This is a genomic window from Thermobacillus composti KWC4, from assembly GCF_000227705.2.
In the GTDB taxonomy this organism is placed as follows: domain Bacteria; phylum Bacillota; class Bacilli; order Paenibacillales; family Paenibacillaceae; genus Thermobacillus; species Thermobacillus xylanilyticus.
This window is the reverse complement of record NC_019897.1, coordinates 2,663,086-2,683,154: the sequence shown is the minus strand read 5'-3', so window position 1 is coordinate 2,683,154 and position 20,069 is coordinate 2,663,086. Positions and strand designations below refer to the sequence as shown.

Genomic DNA, 20,069 nt, shown 5'->3' with positions numbered 1-20,069 from the left:
TTCAAAGCTGAATTCTTGCCGGGCCCGGGAGCGGTACGGCCCGGTCTGGAGTGGTGACGCGGATGCACATCATTGTCGTGGGATTGAATTATCGGACGGCGCCTGTCGAAGTGCGGGAACGGTTCGCTTTCGCCGAGCAGGAACTTCCGAAGGCGATCGAAATGCTGAAACAGACGCCGAGCATCATGGAATGCGTCATTGTCGCCACGTGCAATCGGACGGAACTCTATGCCGTCGTCGACCGCCATGTGCTGTGCGGTCATTACATCCGGCATTTCATGGAACAGTGGTTCGGCATGCCGCGCCAGACGTTCACGAAGTATCTCTACATGTATGAAGATGAAGCGGCAATCCGGCATCTGTTCCGCGTGGCCTGCGGCCTCGATTCGATGATCATCGGCGAGACGCAGATTCTCGGTCAGGTGAGGGACGCGTTTCTGCTCGCCCAGCGGGAGCGCGCGACGGGGACGCTGTTCAACATGCTGTTCAAGCAGGCGGTTACGCTCGGCAAAAGAGCCCACACGGAGACGTCGATCGGGGAGTCCGCCGTGTCCGTCAGCTATGCGGCGGTGGAGCTCGGGAAACGGATTTTCGGCGGCTTCGGCGGCAAGACGGCCCTGATCGTCGGCGCGGGCAAAATGGGCGAGCTGACCGCGAAGCATCTGAACGCTTCCGGTATCAAGCGGGTGCTGGTCGCCAACCGGACCTACGAGCGGGCGGTCGAGTTCGCCGGTCGGCTCGGCGGCGAGCCGATGCGGCTTGAGGAAGCGGCTGCGCGGCTGGCCGAAGCGGACGTGGTCATCAGTTCGACCGGATCGCGGGAATACGTGCTGATGAAGGCCCAGGTGGAACAGGCGATGCGGTCCCGGCCGTCCCGCCCGCTCTTCCTGATCGATATCGCCGTGCCGCGGGATCTCGATCCGGCCATCGCCGACATTCCGAACGTCTTTCTGTACGACATCGATGATCTCGAAGGGATCGTGGAATCGAATCTGGAACAGCGGCGGAAGGAAGCGGCCAAGATCGAGACGATGATCGCGGCGGAACTGGAAGCATTCCTCTCCTGGTACAAGACGCTCGGCGTCGTTCCGCTCATCCGCGCCTTGCAGGAGAAAGCGGAGAAGATCCACACGGAGACGATGCAAAGCCTGACGAACAAGCTGCCGGATCTGACCGACCACGAGCGCAAGGTGATCCGGAAGCTGACGAAGAGCATCGTCAACCAGATGATGCACGACCCGATTCTCCGCATCAAGGAGATGGCCGGAGACAAAAAGGCCGGCGAAGCGATGGATTGGTTCGTCAGATTGTTTGCGCTCGAAGATGCGATCGGGCAGCAGGAAACGGGGCCGGATTCGAAGACCGCCGATGCGCGCCCGGACGAGCGGCCGGAAGCGGCGGGTCCTGTCCGGAAAGCGGCGGGCCGCCTCGCTGCAGCCACTCCGTGAGGATGCGGCCCGGAGGTGACATGCCCCATGTACGGCCTGTCGGTTCACGGCCTGTTGGTATTGTATGCCCTGAGCCTTCTGTTTTATTTCTCCGATTTCGTATCATCGAACCGGAAAATGAAACGGATGGGCACAGGGCTCCTTGTGTTCGTATGGGTGCTTCAGACCGGCTATCTGATTTACCGCCTGCTGCAACTGGACAATCCTGCCGGGCTGACGCGGTTCGAGACGCTGTTCTTCTTCGTCTGGCTGCTCGTCACGATCTCGCTGGCCGCAAGCCGGCTTGTCCGGATCGAGCCGTTCGTCTTCGCCGTCAATGTCGTCGGTTTCTCGGTGCTGGCGACGGTGGCGGCGGAAGGCCCGTCCGCCGCGCCGCTCCGGCTGTGGGATGCCGCGCAGTACTTGCTGATCGTGCACATCAGTCTCGCGCTTGCCGCGTACGCGCTGTTCACCGCCGGCGCCGTCCTCTCGCTCATGTATCTGCTGCTGCACCGGCAGCTCAAGAGCCGGAGCTGGAACGCCGTCGTCCGGCGGATGCCCAGCCTGGAGACGATCGACCGGTGCGCGTACGGCGCCGTGCTCGCCGGCACCCCGCTGCTCATTCTGTCGCTCGCGGTGGCCGCGGCGACGCTGCTGGCCGCGCATCGGGCGGAATGGCTCGCCGACTGGAAAGTCATCACGGCGCTGGTGGCGGCGATCGTCTACATCATCTACATAGCCAAGCGGAAGCGCCGGATGGATCCCGGCCTGCTGACGGCGCGGTGGAATCTGTACGCTTTCGGTGTGCTGCTGGCCAATTCGCTCATCGGCGCGGCGTCGCGCTTCCACTCCTGGTCATAGGGCGGTGAGCCGATGTGACGCGGTATTATCCGATCATGCTGCGCCTGGAAGGCGAACAATGCCTGGTCGTCGGCGGCGGCCCCGTGGCGGAACGCCGGACGCGCGGCCTGCTCGATGCGGGCGCCGCCGTGCGGGTCGTCGCGCCCGCCGCGACGGAAGGGTTGGAGCGGCTGGCAAGCGAGGGGTATATCACCTGGGTCCGACGGGAATACCGGGACGAGGATCTCGACGGCGTCCGGCTCTGCTTCGCGGCAGCGGATCGTGAAGTGAATCACAGGGTCGCCGAAGAAGCGATGCGCCGCGGCATTCTCGTGAACGCGGCGGACGACCGGGAGGCCGGGTCGTTCGCGGCGCCGGCCGTCGTCCGCAGGGGGCGGCTCGTGCTTGCCGTCACCGCGTCGGGCGCCAGCCCGGCGCTGGCTGGCCGCATCGCGCGCGAGCTGGCGGAGCGGTACGGCGAATCCTGGGCCGATTATGCCGAATGGCTGCACCGGCTTCGCGATGCGGCCCGCGCCGCGGTGCCTGACGCGCGCGAGCGGAGGCGCGTGCTGCGCGCCGCGCTGAATGTGCCGGAAGCGGAGTGGCGCCGCGATCTTGCGGATGGGAATTTGGCCGCGCGCATCCGGGAGCTTATGGAGCGGCCGGTTTCTCCGGCGGCGGAAGACGGAATGGACGGAACAGACGGGGAGTGACTTTGGTGGCGGGAGTTCGAACAATCGTCGTGGGCACGAGACAGAGTGCCCTGGCGCTTACGCAGACGGGACAGGTCATCGCGGATCTTGCGCGGCTGGCGCAGGAGCTCGGGTTGCCCTTTCGATTCGAGACGCGCCGCATCGTAACGAAGGGTGACCGGATTCTGGACGTGACGCTGTCGAAAGTCGGCGGCAAAGGTCTGTTCGTGAAGGAGATCGAGCAGGAACTGCTCGACGGCGGCATCGATATCGCCGTCCACAGCATGAAGGACGTGCCGCATACACTGGAAGACGGTCTGGTCATCGGTGCCGTGCCGCGCCGCGTCGATCCGCGCGATGTGCTGATCGCCCGCGGGGCGCGCTCCATCGCGGAGCTGCCGCACGGCGCGCGGGTCGGCACGAGCAGCCTGCGGCGGGTGTGCCAATTGAAGCGGCTTCGCCCGGACCTCAACCTCGAGCCGGTGCGCGGCAACATCGACACGCGGATCCGGAAGCTCGAGACGGAAGGGCTGGACGCCATTATTCTGGCGATGGCCGGCCTGAAGCGGATGGGCTGGGAAGATCGGGCGACCGCTCCGATACCGGTCGAGGAATGCCTGCCGGCCGTCGGTCAGGGCGCGCTCGGCGTGGAATGCCGCGCCAATGACGAGGAAATGCTTGCCCTGCTGAGCCGCTACAACGATGAGGTATCCGCCCGGGCGGTGGAGGCGGAGCGAAGCTTCCTCGCCGAACTGAACGGCGGCTGCCAGGTGCCGATCGGCGCCTACGCCGAGATCGCGGGCGAGGAGATCCGGCTGACCGGGATGGTCGGCACGCCGGACGGCGGCGTGCTGCTGAAAGAGTCGATGACGGGGACGGACGCCCGGCTCCTCGGCACGGAACTGGCGCGCAAGCTTGTTGAGCTCGGCGCCGACCGCATTCTCGCGGATGTGAGGTGACCGGGGGCTTGAGCAAGGGGAAAGTGTACCTGGTCGGAGCCGGACCCGGCGATCCGAAGCTGATCACGCTGCGCGGGCTCGAATGCATCCGCATGTGCGACGTGATCGTCTACGACCGGCTGGCCAGTCCGCGGCTGCTCATGCATCTGAAGCCGGGGGCGGAACGGATCTACGTAGGCAAACTGCCGGACCGCCATACGATGAAGCAGGAGGAGATCAACCGGATCCTGGTGGAGCAGGCGCTTCAGGGCAAAATCGTCACCCGGCTGAAAGGCGGCGATCCGACCGTGTTCGGCCGCGGCGGCGAAGAAGCGGAAGCGCTCCGCCGGGAAGGCATCGAGTTCGAGATCGTCCCGGGGGTCACGTCCGCGGTCGCGGTGCCGGCCTACGCAGGCATCCCGGTCACCCATCGGGATCTCGCATCTTCGGTGTCGATCATCACCGGGCACGAAAATCCGGAGAAGCTGGACGAGCTGATCCGGTGGGACCGGGTGACGAACGCAACAGGCACGCTCGTCTTCCTGATGGGCGTCGCGCGGATCGGCCACATCGCGCGGCAGCTCATCCGGCACGGACGTCCGCCGGGCACGCCGATCGCCCTCATCCGCTGGGGCACGACGGCCGACCAGCGGACGCTCGTCGGCACGCTGGCCGACATCGAGGATAAGGTGAAGGCGGCCGGATTCGAGCCGCCGGCCGTCATCGTCGTCGGCGACGTCGTCCGGCAGCGCGACAAGCTGATGTGGTACGAGAAGCGGCCGCTGTTCGGCGCACGCGTCCTCGTCACGCGGGCGCAGGCGCAGGCGGGCACGCTGTCGCAGCGGATCGAGGAACTCGGCGGCGAACCGATCGAGTATCCGGCCATCGAGACGCGCATGCCCGAAGGCGAGGCGGCCGAAGCGTCGATCGGGGAAGCGCTGGCGGCGGCGGAGACCTACGACCATCTGATTTTCACGAGCGTGAACGGCGTACGTTATTTCCTGGAATGGCTCCGCCGGTTCGGCCAGGACATCCGCCGGTTCCACCGGGCCCGCATCGCCGCCGTCGGCCCGAAGACGGCCGAAGCGCTGCGCGAGATCGGCCTGGCGCCGGCCGCGCTGCCCGAAACGTTCCACGCCGAAGGCTTGCTGGACAGCATGCGCGAGGCCGTGCGGCCGGGCCAGCGGGCGCTTCTGCCGCGCGGCGATCTGGCCCGCAAGTCGCTGCCGGAAGCGCTGCGCGCGCTGGGCGTCGAGCCGGTCGAGATCGACGTGTACGAGACGGTGCCGGCCGGCGGCGGGGAGGACATCCTCGACCTGCTGCGCGAAGGCGGCATCCAGATCGTCACGTTCACCAGCGCGTCGACGGTGCGCAATCTGATCGGGCGGCTGCGAAACGCGGGCGTCGGCGATCCCGCAGCGCTGCTCGGCCGCACGGCCGTGGCGTCGATCGGCCCGCTTACGTCGGCGGCCGCGCGGGAAGCGGGGCTGACCGTCGCGATCGAGCCGCCGGAGTCGACGATTGACGCGCTGGTCGCCGCGATTGCGGCCTATTGGGCGGAACGCAGGCCGGTCTGATGACGGACAGTCTGCATTCAAAAGCTGAAGACCGCCCGGAACACTCATAAGGCTGGAGGAATGATCCGATGAGCTATCCGCTGATCCGGCACCGCCGTCTCCGCCGCACCGCCGCGCTGCGCGAGCTGGTCCGGGAGACGGTGCTGACCGCCGCTGACTTCATGTATCCGATATTCGTCACGCATGGCCGGAACGTGCGCGAAGAAGTGAAATCGATGCCGGGCGTGTTCAACTTCTCGATCGACCGGCTCGGCGAAGAGATCGAGCGGGTCAGAGAAGCCGGCGTGAAGTCGATCATGCTGTTCGGCATCCCCGAGCACAAGGACGAGATCGGCTCGTCGGCCTACGATCCGAACGGCATCGTGCAGGAAGCGATCCGGGAAGTGAAGCGGCTCGCCCCCGATCTCGTCGTCGCCGCCGACACCTGCCTGTGCGAATATACCGACCACGGCCATTGCGGCATCGTGCGCAGAACCCCTTCGGGCGGTGCGGACGTCGCCAACGACGAATCGCTTGAGCTGCTGGCGAAGACGGCTGTGTCGCAGGCGGATGCCGGCGCCGACATCATCGCGCCGTCGAACATGATGGACGGGTTCGTCTCCGCGATCCGCGGGGCGCTGGATGCCGCCGGGCACGAATCGGTGCCGATTCTGTCCTATTCGGTGAAATACGCGTCGGCCTATTACGGCCCGTTCCGCGACGCCGCCCAATCGGCGCCGCAGTTCGGCGACCGGAAGACGTACCAGATGGATCCGGCCAATGTCCGCGAAGCGCTGCGCGAGGCGGAGTCGGATGTGCTGGAAGGCGTGGACATGCTGATGGTGAAGCCGGCGCTCGCCTACATGGACGTGATCCGGACGATCAAGGACAACTTCGATCTGCCGCTGGCGGCTTACAACACGAGCGGCGAGTACGCGATGGTGAAGGCGGCGGCGATGAACGGCTGGATCGACGAGCGTGCCGTCGTGCTGGAGACGCTGACCGGCCTGAAGCGCGCCGGCGCGGACCTGATCATCACCTATCACGCGATCGACGCGGCAAACTGGCTGAAGGCTTGAATAAAGAAGAAGCTGCGGGCGGTCAGCTCCGCAGCTTCGACAGATCGAGCGTATATTCGTTCGGCGAGAGGCGCAGAATGCCGCGGTCCTCGATGTCACGGATGACTTCGGCGAGTACATTTTTCTGCACGCCGGCCATCTGCGCCAGCTCGTCGTAGTTGAGCGGCATGCGGATCGCGATGAGGTTGCCGCTGCGCTGGCCGTGCCGGTTCGCAAGAAGGATCAGATTCTTGATGACGCGGGTTCGCGAATCGAGGAACGTCAGGTCGTGCACATGCTGATTCGTATCCCGAAGCCGCTGGCACAGTTCGGCCATGATGCGCCTGGTAATATCGTAATGGGTGCGCAGCAGCTCGTGGAACGGCTGCTCCGCGATGACCAGAACCGACGTGGGCTCCAGCGTCGCGGCCGAAGCCGAGCGCGGGCGGCCGTCGATCAGGGACAGCTCGCCGAAGCTGTCGCCGCTCTGGAGAAGGGTAAGATTCTTGAAATGACAGGAGTGACGAAATTGGTCGAAAAATCGCGAGTCCGCAGAGATGAGCATTCCAAGGCCGCCTTCGAGCGGGCGAAGCGGTCGATTCCGGGCGGCGTCAACAGCCCGGTGCGCGCCTTCCGGTCGGTCGGTCTGACGCCGGTGTTCGCGGCGCACGGCTCCGGCAGCCGCATCACGGACATCGACGGCAACACGTACATCGATTATGTCGCTTCGTGGGGACCGCTCATTCTCGGGCATGCCCATCCGGAGGTCGTCGAAGCGATCAAAAAGACGGCGGAAAAAGGAACCAGCTTCGGCATGCCGACGGAACTGGAGACGATGATGGCGGAACTGGTCGTCGAGCGGGTGCCGTCCGTCGATGTCGTGCGGATGGTCAACTCCGGCACCGAGGCGACGATGAGCGCGCTGCGGCTGGCCCGCGGCTACACGAAGCGGAGCAAGATCGTGAAATTTGAAGGTTCCTACCACGGCCACGCGGACAGCCTGCTCATCAAGGCCGGTTCCGGCGTGGCGACGCTCGGCCTGCCGGACAGCCCGGGCGTGCCGGACAGCGTCGCGTCGCATACGATCACGGTGCCCTACAACGACCTGTCCGCCGTCAAACTCGCGTTCGAACGGTTCGGCGAGGAAATCGCCTGCGTCATCGTCGAGCCGGTCGCCGGCAACATGGGCGTCGTGCCGCCGTTGCCGGGCTTCCTCGAAGGGTTGCGCGAGGTGACGCGGGCATACGGCAGCCTGCTGATCTTCGATGAAGTGATGACCGGTTTCCGCGTCCATTACAATTGCGCCCAGGGGCTGTACGGCGTCGAACCGGATCTGACCTGCTTCGGCAAGGTCATCGGCGGGGGGCTGCCCGTCGGCGCGTACGGCGGCAAGCGGGAGATCATGGAAATGATCGCGCCGAGCGGGCCGATCTATCAGGCGGGCACGCTGTCGGGCAATCCGCTGGCGATGGCGGCCGGCTACACGACGCTCAAGCTGCTGACGCCCGAGACCTACCAGCGTCTGGAGGCGCTGTCCGCGCGTCTGCAGCGCGGTTTCGAGGAGAATGCGGAGCGCCATGGCATCCCGACGACGATCAACCGGGTCGGATCGATGCTCTGCCCGTTCTTCACCGACAAGACGGTCATCAATTACGAGACGGCGAAGACGTCCGATCTCGACCGGTTCAAGGTGTATTTCGCATCGATGCTGAACCTCGGCATCAGCATCGCGCCGTCCCAGTTCGAAGGGATGTTCATCTCCGCCGTCCATACGGAGGCGGACATCGATGCGACGATCGAAGCCCATGACGAAGCGCTGCGCCGCTTGTAATCTTGCCGCCGGCTCCGTGCGGGCTGTGCGGAAGCGGGAGGGATCGCCTTGATCGACCTGGCGCAGGCCCGGCGCGACGGTGAATGGCTGCGCATCCCGCTGCCCGATCCGCGTCCCGAGGGGCTGGCGGACGGAACGCATCCGCACGATGTGCGCCGCCGGCTGATCGCGGACGGCATCCTGCCGGAGAAGTGGCTGAACCGCCTTTTCTCCGTCGGCGGCATCCGGCTGGAGAACGGCGTGCTGTCGCTGAAAGCATTTCCTCCCCATGACTGGACCGATCACCCGCTGCTCGCCGGCCGGGGAGAGCCGGCGCGGGCCGAAGTGCTGCATGAGGACGACTGGTGCCTCGTCCTGTTCAAGCCGGCCGGCATGCCTGTCCATCCCGCATATCCGGGCATGGGCGGGACGCTGGACGAAGCGGCCGTCCGGCATGTGCTGCAGGCGGGCGATCCGCTGCCGGTCCGCCATATCCACCGGCTGGATGCGGATACGTCCGGACCGGTGCTCTATGCGAAGAACGATCTGGCCCAGCTGCGCCTGGACGAAGCGATGCGGGAGAAGCGGATCGAGCGGCGATACCTCGCGATTGTGCACGGCGCGCCCCGGCCGCGCGCCGGCACGATCGATGCGCCGATCGGCAAGGATCGCGGCCGCAGCCCGCGCAGGCGGGTTCAGCCCGGCGGTGACCGCGCCGTGACGCACTACGAGACGGTGAAGGAAGCGGGAGATTTGGCGCTGGTCCGGGTGCGGCTCGAGACGGGAAGGACGCACCAGATCCGCGTCCACTTCAGCCATATCGGCCACCCGCTGCTGGGGGACGCGCTGTACGGCGCCCCGCCCGATTCCCGTCTCTCCCATCAGGCGCTGCACGGCGAATCGCTCAGCTTCCCGCATCCGTGGACCGGGCGTCCGGTCGTCGTCGAAGCGCCGCGTCCGCGCTGGTTTGAAGATGCGCTGCGCCGCGCCGGCCTGAAAGGGAAAATGCAGGCATGCCCTCCTTCATGCGGCCATATAGATAGATATTGAACGAAGGAACGAATCCGTTCATATCCATGGTTGCGGAAGGAAGGAGGAAGCGACGTGCACGAACCGAGCGGGCTCCGGTTCGACGTCTACGAGCGCGTTCACCTGCCGCAGGATGCGGCGGACATCCGCGAGATCGAAGAAGTCGAACTGACGCCCTGTGTCCAGGCCGAACGCCAGGGAGATCAGGTGGTGCTGCGCGGCAGCCTGCTTCTCGGCGGCGTCTATCTTCCGGACGACGAAAGCCGAAATTCGCGGCAGCTGGAGCATTGGATTCCGGTGGAAATCACTTTGCCGCTGGAACGGGTGAGCAGACTCGAAGATTTGGCCGTTGAAGTGGACAATTTCGACGTCGACGTGTTGGATAAGCGCACGCTCAACGTTACGGGCGTCCTGACGCTGCGGGGCATCGAGGCGGGAGCATTGGGCAGCCGGCAGCAGACGTACGCATGGGGAGAAGAGCCGTATACGGTGGTTCACCGCCGCGGGCGGGAACTGATCGAAGATGCGGCTCCGGAATCCGCCGGCGAATCCGCGCAACCGGTTGACGAAGCCGAGCCGTCCTTCACAGCAGCGGATGCGGCCCAGGCGCCGGATGAAACGTCCGGGGCGGCGCAACAATTTGCGGAATGGCGGAACGCCGGCGGCGAAGACGCGTTTGCCGCGGAAAGCGCGGACGATGCGGGGCCGGATTCGTCTGTGGAATCGGCGCCATCCGAAGACAGTTTCGCCGGACAGACGGAGCTTCAATCCGAAGCGGTTCAGGCGGCCGGGCCCGTGGAATGGAAAGAATTTGCGGCGCGGGTGCAGGAGAACCTGGCGGCTGATGAAAGTTCCGTACGGGCGAACGAGCCGGAATCGGGATCCGGGCAAGATGCGGAGCCGGACTTGTCCGCCGCCGGTTCCGGGGATGCTTCAGATGCCAGAATCGAGGCCGGTTCCCCCGAAGCGAATGATCTGTCCGCGGCAGACGGCCGGGATGTCTGGCAAGCGGACGCGCAGCCTTTGCAGACGGAGGAGATCGCCGTCACGCCGTCGGCGCAGCTTGGGGAATGGGGCGGAACCGGCGGTCAGCAGCCCGCCGCGCAAGCCGCATCCGGCAAGGTCGACGTGAAAGTCGCGGTCAACGCGAAGCGGGAAAATGAGCCGGCGGGAGCGGAAGGTTCTCCGGGGCTCGGGAAACTGTTTTTCCCGGATCGGCGGGAGGCGCGGTATGAAGCCGGCGTGCGGCCTGCGGAAGAACAGGAACCGGCACAGGAAGCGGCGGATGCGGGGCACCGGCAGTCTTCGTCGGACGAAGTGGATTGGAAGAGCCTGTTCCGCGGCGCCGCCGTGCAGGAATCGTTCCGCACGGTGCGGCTCTGCATCGTGCAGAAGGACGACACGCTCGATGCCATTGCCGGCCGCTATCAGCGGAATCCGCGCGAGATCGCGCTGGCCAACCGGCTGAACGGCACGGAGGTGACGGAAGGCCAGGTGCTTTACATCCCGTAACGGGCTTGGCGGTCAGCGGCGCAGCCTCACGGAGGGAATTCCCCTGCGTGAGGTTTTTTGTTTGCCGGGCCCGCGGCATGTCCCTCTTGTTGACGAAGACGGTTAACATCGTTATGATAGGAAATAATAACTGTTAGCATTACGGGATTCGGCAATCCCGACAGCGAACGACGAAGAAGGGGAATAGCAGCGCGTCTTGCCTTCAGAGAGCGGAACCGTGAGGCTGTGAGGTTCTGCAGGATCGGACGGCTGCGGGTCGCCCCGGAGTCGCCTGTTCGAGCGCCGCGCGCGCCAGGGCAGGCCGGTTGGCAACCGTTACGAGCCGGCAAGTGCCGCCAGCGTCTGGACCGCCGGCGGAATAAAGGTGGTACCACGGAAGCGAAGAGCCTTTCGTCCTTTGTCGGGCGAGAGGTTTTTTTGTTGAACCCCCTGCGCGGAGATTGCCGGATCCATGCCGCATGAGGAGTGAGGTTGAGCATGACGGAAAACAAATCCGCGATCGCGATGCCGACGACGTATGACCCGAAATCGGCGGAGAAGAAATGGTACGATTACTGGATCAAGGGGCGGTATTTCGAAGCGGGACGGCGGAAGGACGCGAAGCCGTTCACGATCGTCATCCCGCCGCCGAACGTGACGGGCATGCTGCATATCGGCCATGCGCTCGACTGCACGCTGCAGGACATCCTGATCCGTACGAAGCGGATGCAAGGCTATGACGCGCTCTGGCTGCCGGGCACCGACCATGCGGGCATCGCGACGCAGACGCGCGTGGAAGCGACGCTGCGCGAGCAAGGGATCAGCCGGTACGATCTCGGCCGGGAGAAGTTTCTCGAGAAGGTCTGGGAATGGAAGGAACATTACGCGAACACGATCCGCGAGCAATGGGCGAAGATGGGCTTCTCCCTCGACTATTCGCGCGAGCGGTTCACGCTGGACGAAGGGCTGTCCCGCGCCGTCCGCGAGGTGTTCGTCCGCCTGTATGAGAAAGGGCTGATCTACCGCGGCAAGCGGATCATCAACTGGGACCCGGCCGCCCGCACGGCGCTGTCCGACATCGAGGTCGTGTACAAGGAAGTGCAGGGCGCGCTGTACCATCTGCGCTATCCGCTCAAGGACGGCAGCGGCCACATTACGGTCGCGACGACCCGTCCGGAGACGATGCTGGGCGATACGGCGGTGGCCGTCCATCCGGACGACGAGCGGTACAAGGACCTGATCGGCAAGACGATCGTGCTGCCGATTATCGGCCGCGAAATTCCGGTCATCGCGGACGAATATGTCGACCGCGAGTTCGGCAGCGGTGCGGTCAAGATTACGCCGGCCCATGACCCGAACGACTTCGAGATCGGGCTTCGCCACGATTTGCCGCAGGTCATCGTCATGGACGAGACCGGCAAGATGAACGAGAATGCCGGGCCGTACCAAGGCCTTGACCGGTCGGAGTGCCGCAAGCGGATCGTCGAGGATCTGAAGGCGCAGGGCGTCCTGATCAAGATCGAGGAGCACGTCCACCAGGTCGGGCATAGCGAGCGGACGGGCGTCGTCGTCGAGCCGTTCCTGTCGACGCAATGGTTCGTGAAGATGAAGCCGCTCGCGGAGCAGGCGATCGCCGTCCAGCGTTCCGAGCGCGGTGTCCGGTTCGTGCCCGAACGGTTCGAGAAGAACTATATGCACTGGATCGAGAATGTGCGCGACTGGTGCATCTCCCGCCAGCTCTGGTGGGGCCATCGCATCCCGGCGTGGTATTGCGACGACTGCGGCGAAATGCATGTGTCCCGCGAAGATCTGACGACCTGTCCGAAGTGCGGCGCATCGCTCCGCCAGGACGAAGACGTGCTGGACACGTGGTTCAGCTCCGCGCTCTGGCCGTTCTCGACGCTCGGCTGGCCGGACGAAACGGAGGACCTGAAGCGCTACTACCCGACGACGGTGCTCGTGACCGGATTCGACATCATCGGTTTCTGGGTGTCGCGGATGATTTTCACGGCGCTGGAGTTTACGGGCGAGCGGCCGTTCGCGGACGTCCTCATCCACGGCCTCGTGCGCGACGCCAACGGCGAGAAGATGTCGAAGTCGAAGGGCAACGGCGTCGACCCGCTTGACGTCATCGAGCGCTACGGCGCGGACGCGATGCGCTACATGCTGTCGACGGGCATCTCGCCCGGCCAGGATCTGCGTTTCCGTTGGGAGCGCGTCGAGCAGGCGCGCAATTTCGCGAACAAGATCTGGAACGCGTCGCGGTTCGCGCTGATGAATCTGGACGGATTCAAGGCTGCGGACATCGATCTGTCCGGCCCGCTCGGCACGGCGGACAAATGGATTATGCACCGGCTGAACGAGACGGTCCGCGACGTCACCCGGCTCATCGACATCTACGAGTTCGGCGAAACCGGAAGAGTGCTCTACAACTTCATCTGGGACGATCTGTGCGACTGGTACATCGAATTCGCGAAGCTGAACCTGTACGGCACGGATGAGGCGGCGAAGCGCGCGACCCAATCGGTGCTGGCCTATGTGCTTGACCGGACGCTCCGGCTCATGCACCCGTTCATGCCGTTCATCACGGAGGAAATCTGGCAGCATCTGCCGCATGAAGGCGAGACGATCACGCTCGCGCCGTGGCCGGTGTACGAGACCGCGTTCGAATCGCCGGACGCGGTGCGCGAGATGAACCTGCTCATGGACATCATCCGCGCCGTCCGCAACATCCGCGCCGAAGTGAACGTGCCGATGAGCAAGAAGGTCGACCTGATCGTGAGCCTCACAGGGAAAGCCGAGCTTGCGATCGCAAAGCGCAACGAGGAGTTCATCCGCCGTTTCTGCGGCACTTCCTCCCTCGAGCTGGGCACGGGGATCCCGGCGCCGGAAAAGGCGATGACCGCGATCGTGACCGGGGCGGAACTGTATCTGCCGCTGGCGGGTCTGATCGATATCGACGCGGAAATTGCGCGGCTTGAGAAAGAGCTGAAGACGCTGAACGCCGAAGTCGAGCGGGTCGAGAAGAAGCTCGCGAACGAAGGTTTCATGGCGAAGGCGCCCGAGAAAGTGATCGAGGAAGAACGGGCGAAGCTGCGCGACTACACCGAGAAGCGGGACCGGACGATCGCCCGCATCGCGGAACTGCGCGGCTGACGGACACACAAGGAGGAGAAGCGGAGAGATGCCCGACATGAGCGAACGGACCGGCGGAGCGTTTGACACCGGGGTTCAGGATGCGGGTCCGTTCCGGACATACGAGGAGGCGCGCGACTGGATCACCGGTCTGACCGCGTTCGGCATCCGTCCCGGACTAGAGCGCATCACCTGGCTGCTCGAGCGGTTTGACCGGCCCGAGCGCCGGCTCAAGTTCATCCATGTGGCCGGAACGAACGGCAAAGGTTCCGTCTGCGCCTATCTGACCAGTGTGCTCCGTGCAGCGGGCTATGATGTGGGGACGTTCACGTCGCCTTATTTGACCCGCTTTACGGATCGGATTACATTCAACGGCCGGGACATTCCCGACGAAGTGCTGGTGCGGCTTGCGAACGAAGTGAAGCCGCATGTCGACGAACTGGCCGAGACCGAGCTCGGATCGCCGACGATGTTCGAAGTGACGACCATGCTCGCGATCCTGTATTTCGCGAAGGTCGCCTACCCCGATTATGTCGTCTGGGAAGCCGGGCTTGGCGGGCGGCTTGACGTGACGAACGTCGTCGTGCCGGTCGCGAGCGTCATCACGAACATCGGCCACGACCATATGGACGTGCTGGGCGATACGTTGGAAGCGATCGCGGCGGAGAAAGCCGGCATCATCAAAGCCGGCGTGCCGGTCGTCAGCGCGGCGTCGCAGCCCGAGGCGATCCGCGTTCTCGCCGAAACGGCGACCGCGAAGAAGAGCACGCTTTATCTGCTCGGGAAGCAGTTCCGCGAAACGCCGCTCGAGTCCGGCGAAGGAACGCAGCGATTCCGGTTCGAGGGGCCGTTCCGCGCGATCGAACCGCTAGAGATCGCGATGCGCGGCGCGCACCAGCGGACGAATGCCGCCGTCGCCGTCATGACGCTTGAGGTGCTGCGGCAGTATTACGCGCTCATCCTCGAGGAGGGCGTGCTCGAGGAAGGCCTGCGCGCGGCCCGATGGCCCGGCCGGCTGGAGCTGGTCCGGGAGGAGCCGCGCATTCTGCTCGACGGCGCGCACAATCCGGAAGGCATGGCCGCGCTCGCGGCGGCCCTCAAGGAATCGTTCCGCTGGCGCAGGCTTCATCTGATGATCGGCGCGCTGGCGAACAAGAATCATATCGACATGCTGCGGCATATACTACCAATAGCGGATTCGCTCATTGTAACCGAACCGGATTTCAAGAAGAAGCTGGACGCAGGCGAACTTGCGCGGATCGCGGCCGGCATCCCCGGCTGTCCAGCCGATGCCGCGGCCGAACCGGATTGGCGCCGGGCGCTCGACATGCTGATCGGACGAACGGGTCCCGAGGATCTGGCCGTCGTATCCGGCTCGCTGTACCTGATTGCAGACGTTCGTTCCTCTCTGCTTCATGATCGCGATATTGAAAAAGGTTGGTGAGACGGCATTTGAGCACGGCGGAACATGTGCATTTCATCGGCATCGGCGGATACGGAATGAGCGCCATCGCCAGGGTGATGCTGGAGAAGGGATACAAGGTGTCGGGTTCGGACGTGGTCCGGCAGGAGCGAACCGACAAGCTCGCGGCGCAGGGCGCCCGTATCTATATCGGGCACAAGCCGGAGCACGTAAGAGGAGCGAACCTGGTCGTCTATTCAACGGCGATCGCGCAGGATGACGTCGAACGGAAGGCCGCCGAGGAGCGGAACATCCCGGTCATCCACCGTTCACAGATGCTGGCGCGCCTTCTGAACGAGGGCAAGGGCGTCGCCGTTGCCGGCGCGCACGGCAAGACGACGACCTCGTCCATGATCGCCCTTGTCATGGAGTCGTGCGGCCTCGATCCGACCTATATCATCGGCGGAGAGATCGTAGGTCTCGACACGAACGCCAAAGCCGGAGGCGGCGAATACGTTGTGGCCGAGGCGGACGAGAGCGACGGATCGTTTCTGCAATATCAACCGCATACGGCGGTCGTCACGAACATTGAACCTGACCATCTGGAGAATTACGACGGCGATTTCGGCAAGCTGAAAGAGGCGTATGTGCAGTTTCTGCGCCAGGTGAAGCCGGAAGGCATGGCCGTCGTTTGCGCCGACGATCCGAATATCCGGGAGCTGTTGCCGCGGCTTGACGGCGCCCGGATCGTCACCTACTCGATCGAACCCGGCCGTGAAGCGGACTACCGGGCGATGGACATCACGCCCGGCGATCGAAAAGTTTCCTTCACGGTGATCCGACGTGGTGAACGGCTCGGACGCGTGGATCTGTCGGTGCCGGGCCGGCATAACGCCGGCAACGCCCTCGCGGCGATCGCCGTCTGCCTCGAAGCGGGCCTCTCGTTCGAGCGCGTCGCGGAGGCGATCCGCCTGTTCCGCGGCGCGAAGCGGCGCTTCCAGGTGATCGGCGAGACGGGCGGCATTCTGCTGATCGACGATTACGCGCATCACCCGACGGAGATCCAGGCGACGATTGCGGCCGCCAAGGCGACGGGCAAACGGATTATCGCGGTCTTCCAGCCGCAGCGCTATACGCGGACGTTTTTCCTGCTCGACGCCTTCAGCCGTTCGTTCGCGGAAGCCGACGAAGTCGTCATCACCGACATCTATTCGCCCGCCGGCGAGAAAGCGATCGAGGGCGTCACCTCGAAACGGCTCGCCGAATTGATCGTGATGAACAGCAATCCGAATACGATCTACCTGCCGACGAAAGAAGACGCGCTCGCCTGGCTGCTCGAACGCGTGGCGCCGGGGGACCTCGTCCTGACGATGGGGGCCGGCGACATCTGGCAGACAGCCGAGCAGCTGGCGCGGGAATTGCACGGCAGATTTGCGACAAGCGGTTGACGGGAAGCGGACAGCCGTTCGCCGGACCCCCACCGGGGTTTCGGCGGACGGTTTTTTTCATGCAAACAGGAATGCAGACACTGGAGCATACCCGCGACATCCTGTAAGATAACGTTGACTTGTCTTTTTCGAAAGGCCATGCAAACTGTCCAAGCGAGGGGAAACGGATGAGAACGATCGGGGAAAAGTTTCGGCAACTGTTTCCGGCGCTGCTCATTGTCGTCGTCCTGGCCACGGGAGGCGGGGCGTTCGCGGCAGGCGCGGACAATGTCTCCTTCAAGGACGTCGGGAACCATTGGGCGAAGAGCGTCATTGAATGGGCGGCTGTGAACGGGATTGCCAACGGGTTCGATGACGGCATGTTTCGCCCCAATCTGAAGATCAGCGAACGCGAATTTCTGGCGCTCGTGCTGCGCGCCTTCCCGGAATATGAAGTTCCGGAGCAAAAGGCGGGCGAGCCGTGGCATGTCCGGTATTATGCGGCGGCGAAGCGGTTGAACTGGCCGGTCGTCGACATGGAGGCGAAGCGGGAATACACCCGCGGCGACGCGGCCCGCATCATCGCGGCGGCGCACGGGAAGCTGCTGACGGTGGACGAGGCGGTCAGGTATTTGCTGGACAACGGACTCGCCAAAGGCAAGACGAGCGCAACGCCGGAAGGCTTCGGCGCCGGCGATCCGCTCACCCGCGCGGAGGCGCTGACGTTCATCTTCAACGTCAAGCACGCGGGAACAAGCGCGAATCAAGGCGGGACGGGCGGCGCCGCGGAGACGGCGGCAAGGAACACGGATTTTGCGCTGCGCGGCATCGTCATCGGCGACGGGGAGCAGGCGGTGCTGGCCGCGCTCGGCGAACCGGATCGCCGGGAACCGTCCGAAGCGGGATACACCTGGCTTGTCTACAATGCCGACTATGCCGATTTTGCGCAGATCGGCGTGAGCGGCGGACGGGTGGCGGCGCTGTTCAGCAGCGCGGGCGTCTGGGCGCAGCCGGACGGTGTGAAGCCCGGAGCATCCTTGCAGACGGCGGCCGGACATGCGGGGATCTCCCTTGAAACGTTGAAGGAATACGAGGTTTATACGTATGAGAAGAACGGCCTCCGGATCACATTGTACCTGGATCTGCTCACGAGCACGGTGGAAGGCCTGTTGGTGGAACAGGACGGAAAGGGAAGCGGCGGAACCCGCGCGTCTGCCCCGCGCGAAGAACTGGCGCGCGCTTATGAACGTCAACTGTTGGATCTGACGAATGTGTTTCGCCTGAAACACGGCCTGAACGAATTGGCCTGGCATGACATGGCGGCCAAGGCGGCAAGGCTGCACAGCGAAGACATGGCGGAGCGGGGATATTTCGACCATGTGAGCCCGGAAGGCGCAAATCCGTGGGACCGGATGGCATCCGCGGGGATCGGGGATTATCGCGCTTACGGGGAGAATATCGCCGCCGGTTATCGCAACGCCTTTGAGGCGCATACCGGCTGGGTCAACTCCTCCGGACACCGAAAGAACCTTTTGCATGAGCGTTTTGAATCGCTCGGTGTCGGCGTCAAGCATAATCCGGACAGCGAATACGGCTGGTACTACACCCAAAACTTCTATACGCCCCGTTAAATCGGGATCAGAACACCGGTTGGCGTCCGTCGGACGGCATTCGGTGTTTTTTTAATGATTGGCAAGGAAATTTCTCCTGGATATCCCAAACGGACCAAGTTATAATAGAACACACGTTCGTGTCCCGTCCGTCAAACTCTCTTTTTTGAGACACATAAATCTCGCATCGGGTTCATAGAGTAGAGCAAGAAGAATCGGACAAGGAGTGCGATACGGATATGAACCCGAAAGCGCGGATAACATATCGGTTCGAACCGGCGAAGCCCGGCGTTGCGGGAAAAGGCGCTGACAGCAACCGGAACGGGGGCAGGCTGGTGCGGGTCCTTCCGGAAGACGATGCCGGCCGGAAAGACGGACAAAGTCCGGCGGACCCGGTCTGGCCGGGGGAACTTCGGTTCGAGACCGATGTCATCCCCTGGAAAAGCCCGTTCCAGGACGATCCCGATGCGCTCGAGCGATTGATACGCGAGACGGACGGGCAGACGATGGAGACGGAGCCGGGCGGCCGGACGGGAGGCGGCGAGACGGAACGCGGCGCAGAAACCGGCCGAATCCGTCCCGTGCCGGAGCGGAAGCCGGAAGCGGACGACGCGGTGCCGTTACGCGAACCGGCAGCCGGCGGCGTTGCGCGGACCGGTGGACATCCGGCGGACGCAAACGGCGGCATGTTGCTGAATGATTGGGAGGCGCTGATTGCCGGAGAAGACGATGCGCCGGCGGGCTATGTTGCGCCGCGCCGCAGGCCGCCCGCGCCTTCCTGGACGCGGGTGATCGCCACCGTTGCCGGAGCGGTGCTGACGGGCGCGTTGTTCGGCTATCTGGTCATGTCGCTACTGGTCTGGCAGCCGGGGGCGCCTGAGCAAGAGGAGACCGGAATTCCGCCGGATGAAGAGGCGAACATCGGCTTGCCGGCTTACGGCGTTGTTCCGGAGGAGGCCGGGGATTCGCCGGATGTTTCCGGAAGTCCGGCTGTTTCCCAAGTTCCCGCCGTCCGGTATTATGTGCTGCAATACGGCGTGTTCTCGACCGAAGCGGGGCTTGCCGAAGCGCTGGCGCAGCTGCAGAAGGCCGGCTATGCCGCCGCAGCCGACACGGCGGACGGCTTCCGCGCTTACGCGGGCATCGCGGAAAGCCGGGAAGCGGCGGAAGCGCTGGCGGCGAAGCTCGGCGGCGTCGAGCTGTATGTCCGGCCGCTCGAGGTGCCGGCGACCGATCCGGCAGCGCTTGAGGGGCAGCCGGGCAGCGCGGCCGAATTCATGCTCCGGACGAACGACCTGATGCGGACGATGAGCGGGCTGTCGGCCAGCCTGCTGGCTGCCGGCGGGACAAATCCGATTCCTTCGGAAGCCTGGGACGATTGGCAGACGTCTCACCGAAGCTGGACGGAGGCGGCGGAAGCGGTTCGGAAAGAAGTCCCGGCAGAGAGCGGACCCGGCAGAATCTCGGATGCGCTTCGCAAGGCGGCCGAGGCATTCGCCGCATATCGCGGAAAGCCGGCGCCCGAACATCTGTGGGACGTACAGTCCGCGCTGATGGAAGCGGCGATCGCCCAGCGGGACTGGATGCGGTCGACCGGCGCATTGTAAACGCAAGGAGCGCCGCGTATAATATAGAACGAGTGTCAGAATTGGGC

General features: G+C 64.5%; 15 protein-coding genes. 14 read left to right on the top strand and 1 reads right to left on the bottom strand.

Annotation, left to right across the window (positions count from 1 at the left end):
• The first annotated feature begins 62 nt into the window (after positions 1 to 62).
• The 6 genes from hemA (at position 63) to hemB (ending at position 6,532) form a co-directional block, all read left to right on the top strand.
• Positions 63 to 1,448: a glutamyl-tRNA reductase gene (gene hemA / locus THECO_RS12515; RefSeq protein ID WP_015255416.1), complete on the top strand. Its 1,386-nt coding sequence runs from the start codon at positions 63 to 65 to the stop codon at positions 1,446 to 1,448.
• A 27-nt stretch (positions 1,449 to 1,475) separates the two neighbouring features.
• On the top strand, positions 1,476 to 2,288 hold the full coding sequence (gene ccsA / locus THECO_RS12510; protein WP_015255415.1) for a cytochrome c biogenesis protein CcsA: 813 nt from the start codon (positions 1,476 to 1,478) through the stop codon (positions 2,286 to 2,288).
• A gap of 14 nt (positions 2,289 to 2,302) precedes the next feature.
• Positions 2,303 to 2,980, top strand: a complete 678-nt coding sequence (locus tag THECO_RS12505) for a precorrin-2 dehydrogenase/sirohydrochlorin ferrochelatase family protein (RefSeq protein WP_015255414.1) — start codon at positions 2,303 to 2,305, stop codon at positions 2,978 to 2,980.
• Between the two features lie 5 nt (positions 2,981 to 2,985).
• A complete protein-coding gene (gene hemC / locus THECO_RS12500) occupies positions 2,986 to 3,918 on the top strand; it encodes a hydroxymethylbilane synthase (protein WP_015255413.1) in 933 nt (310 codons plus the stop codon).
• A gap of 8 nt (positions 3,919 to 3,926) precedes the next feature.
• On the top strand, positions 3,927 to 5,474 hold the full coding sequence (gene cobA / locus THECO_RS12495; protein ID WP_015255412.1) for a uroporphyrinogen-III C-methyltransferase: 1,548 nt from the start codon (positions 3,927 to 3,929) through the stop codon (positions 5,472 to 5,474).
• 68 nt (positions 5,475 to 5,542) lie between these two features.
• Complete coding sequence (gene hemB, locus THECO_RS12490) at positions 5,543 to 6,532, top strand: porphobilinogen synthase (protein ID WP_015255411.1); 990 nt, start codon at positions 5,543 to 5,545, stop codon at positions 6,530 to 6,532.
• Between the two features lie 22 nt (positions 6,533 to 6,554).
• Here hemB and THECO_RS21165 read toward each other — a convergent pair whose 3' ends face one another.
• Entirely contained in the window at positions 6,555 to 7,076 is a 522-nt protein-coding gene (locus THECO_RS21165; protein WP_083883238.1) for a Crp/Fnr family transcriptional regulator, read from the bottom strand.
• On the opposite strand from THECO_RS21165, the gene hemL reads away from it, so the two are divergent.
• From hemL to THECO_RS20590, 8 genes are all read left to right on the top strand, one after another.
• Positions 7,023 to 8,342 carry a glutamate-1-semialdehyde 2,1-aminomutase gene (hemL, locus tag THECO_RS12480; protein WP_086010529.1) on the top strand — a complete coding sequence of 440 codons (1,320 nt, stop codon included), beginning with the start codon at positions 7,023 to 7,025 and terminating at the stop codon, positions 8,340 to 8,342. The two genes, THECO_RS21165 and hemL, sit on opposite strands and share 54 nt — an antisense overlap.
• A gap of 48 nt (positions 8,343 to 8,390) precedes the next feature.
• Entirely contained in the window at positions 8,391 to 9,371 is a 981-nt protein-coding gene (locus THECO_RS12475) for an RluA family pseudouridine synthase (RefSeq protein WP_015255409.1), read from the top strand.
• A gap of 54 nt (positions 9,372 to 9,425) precedes the next feature.
• Positions 9,426 to 10,862, top strand: a complete 1,437-nt coding sequence (locus THECO_RS12470; RefSeq protein ID WP_015255408.1) for a LysM peptidoglycan-binding domain-containing protein — start codon at positions 9,426 to 9,428, stop codon at positions 10,860 to 10,862.
• A 477-nt stretch (positions 10,863 to 11,339) separates the two neighbouring features.
• Positions 11,340 to 13,997 (top strand): valine--tRNA ligase, encoded by a 2,658-nt coding sequence (locus THECO_RS12465; protein WP_015255407.1) that lies wholly within the window; start codon positions 11,340 to 11,342, stop codon positions 13,995 to 13,997.
• A gap of 28 nt (positions 13,998 to 14,025) precedes the next feature.
• Positions 14,026 to 15,420: a bifunctional folylpolyglutamate synthase/dihydrofolate synthase gene (locus tag THECO_RS12460; protein WP_015255406.1), complete on the top strand. Its 1,395-nt coding sequence runs from the start codon at positions 14,026 to 14,028 to the stop codon at positions 15,418 to 15,420.
• An 8-nt stretch (positions 15,421 to 15,428) separates the two neighbouring features.
• Positions 15,429 to 16,826, top strand: a complete 1,398-nt coding sequence (gene murC / locus THECO_RS12455) for a UDP-N-acetylmuramate--L-alanine ligase (RefSeq protein WP_015255405.1) — start codon at positions 15,429 to 15,431, stop codon at positions 16,824 to 16,826.
• 167 nt (positions 16,827 to 16,993) lie between these two features.
• On the top strand, positions 16,994 to 18,436 hold the full coding sequence (locus THECO_RS12450; RefSeq protein WP_015255404.1) for a CAP domain-containing protein: 1,443 nt from the start codon (positions 16,994 to 16,996) through the stop codon (positions 18,434 to 18,436).
• 218 nt (positions 18,437 to 18,654) lie between these two features.
• Positions 18,655 to 20,022, top strand: a complete 1,368-nt coding sequence (locus tag THECO_RS20590) for an SPOR domain-containing protein (RefSeq protein WP_015255403.1) — start codon at positions 18,655 to 18,657, stop codon at positions 20,020 to 20,022.
• The last annotated feature ends 47 nt before the right edge of the window (positions 20,023 to 20,069 follow it).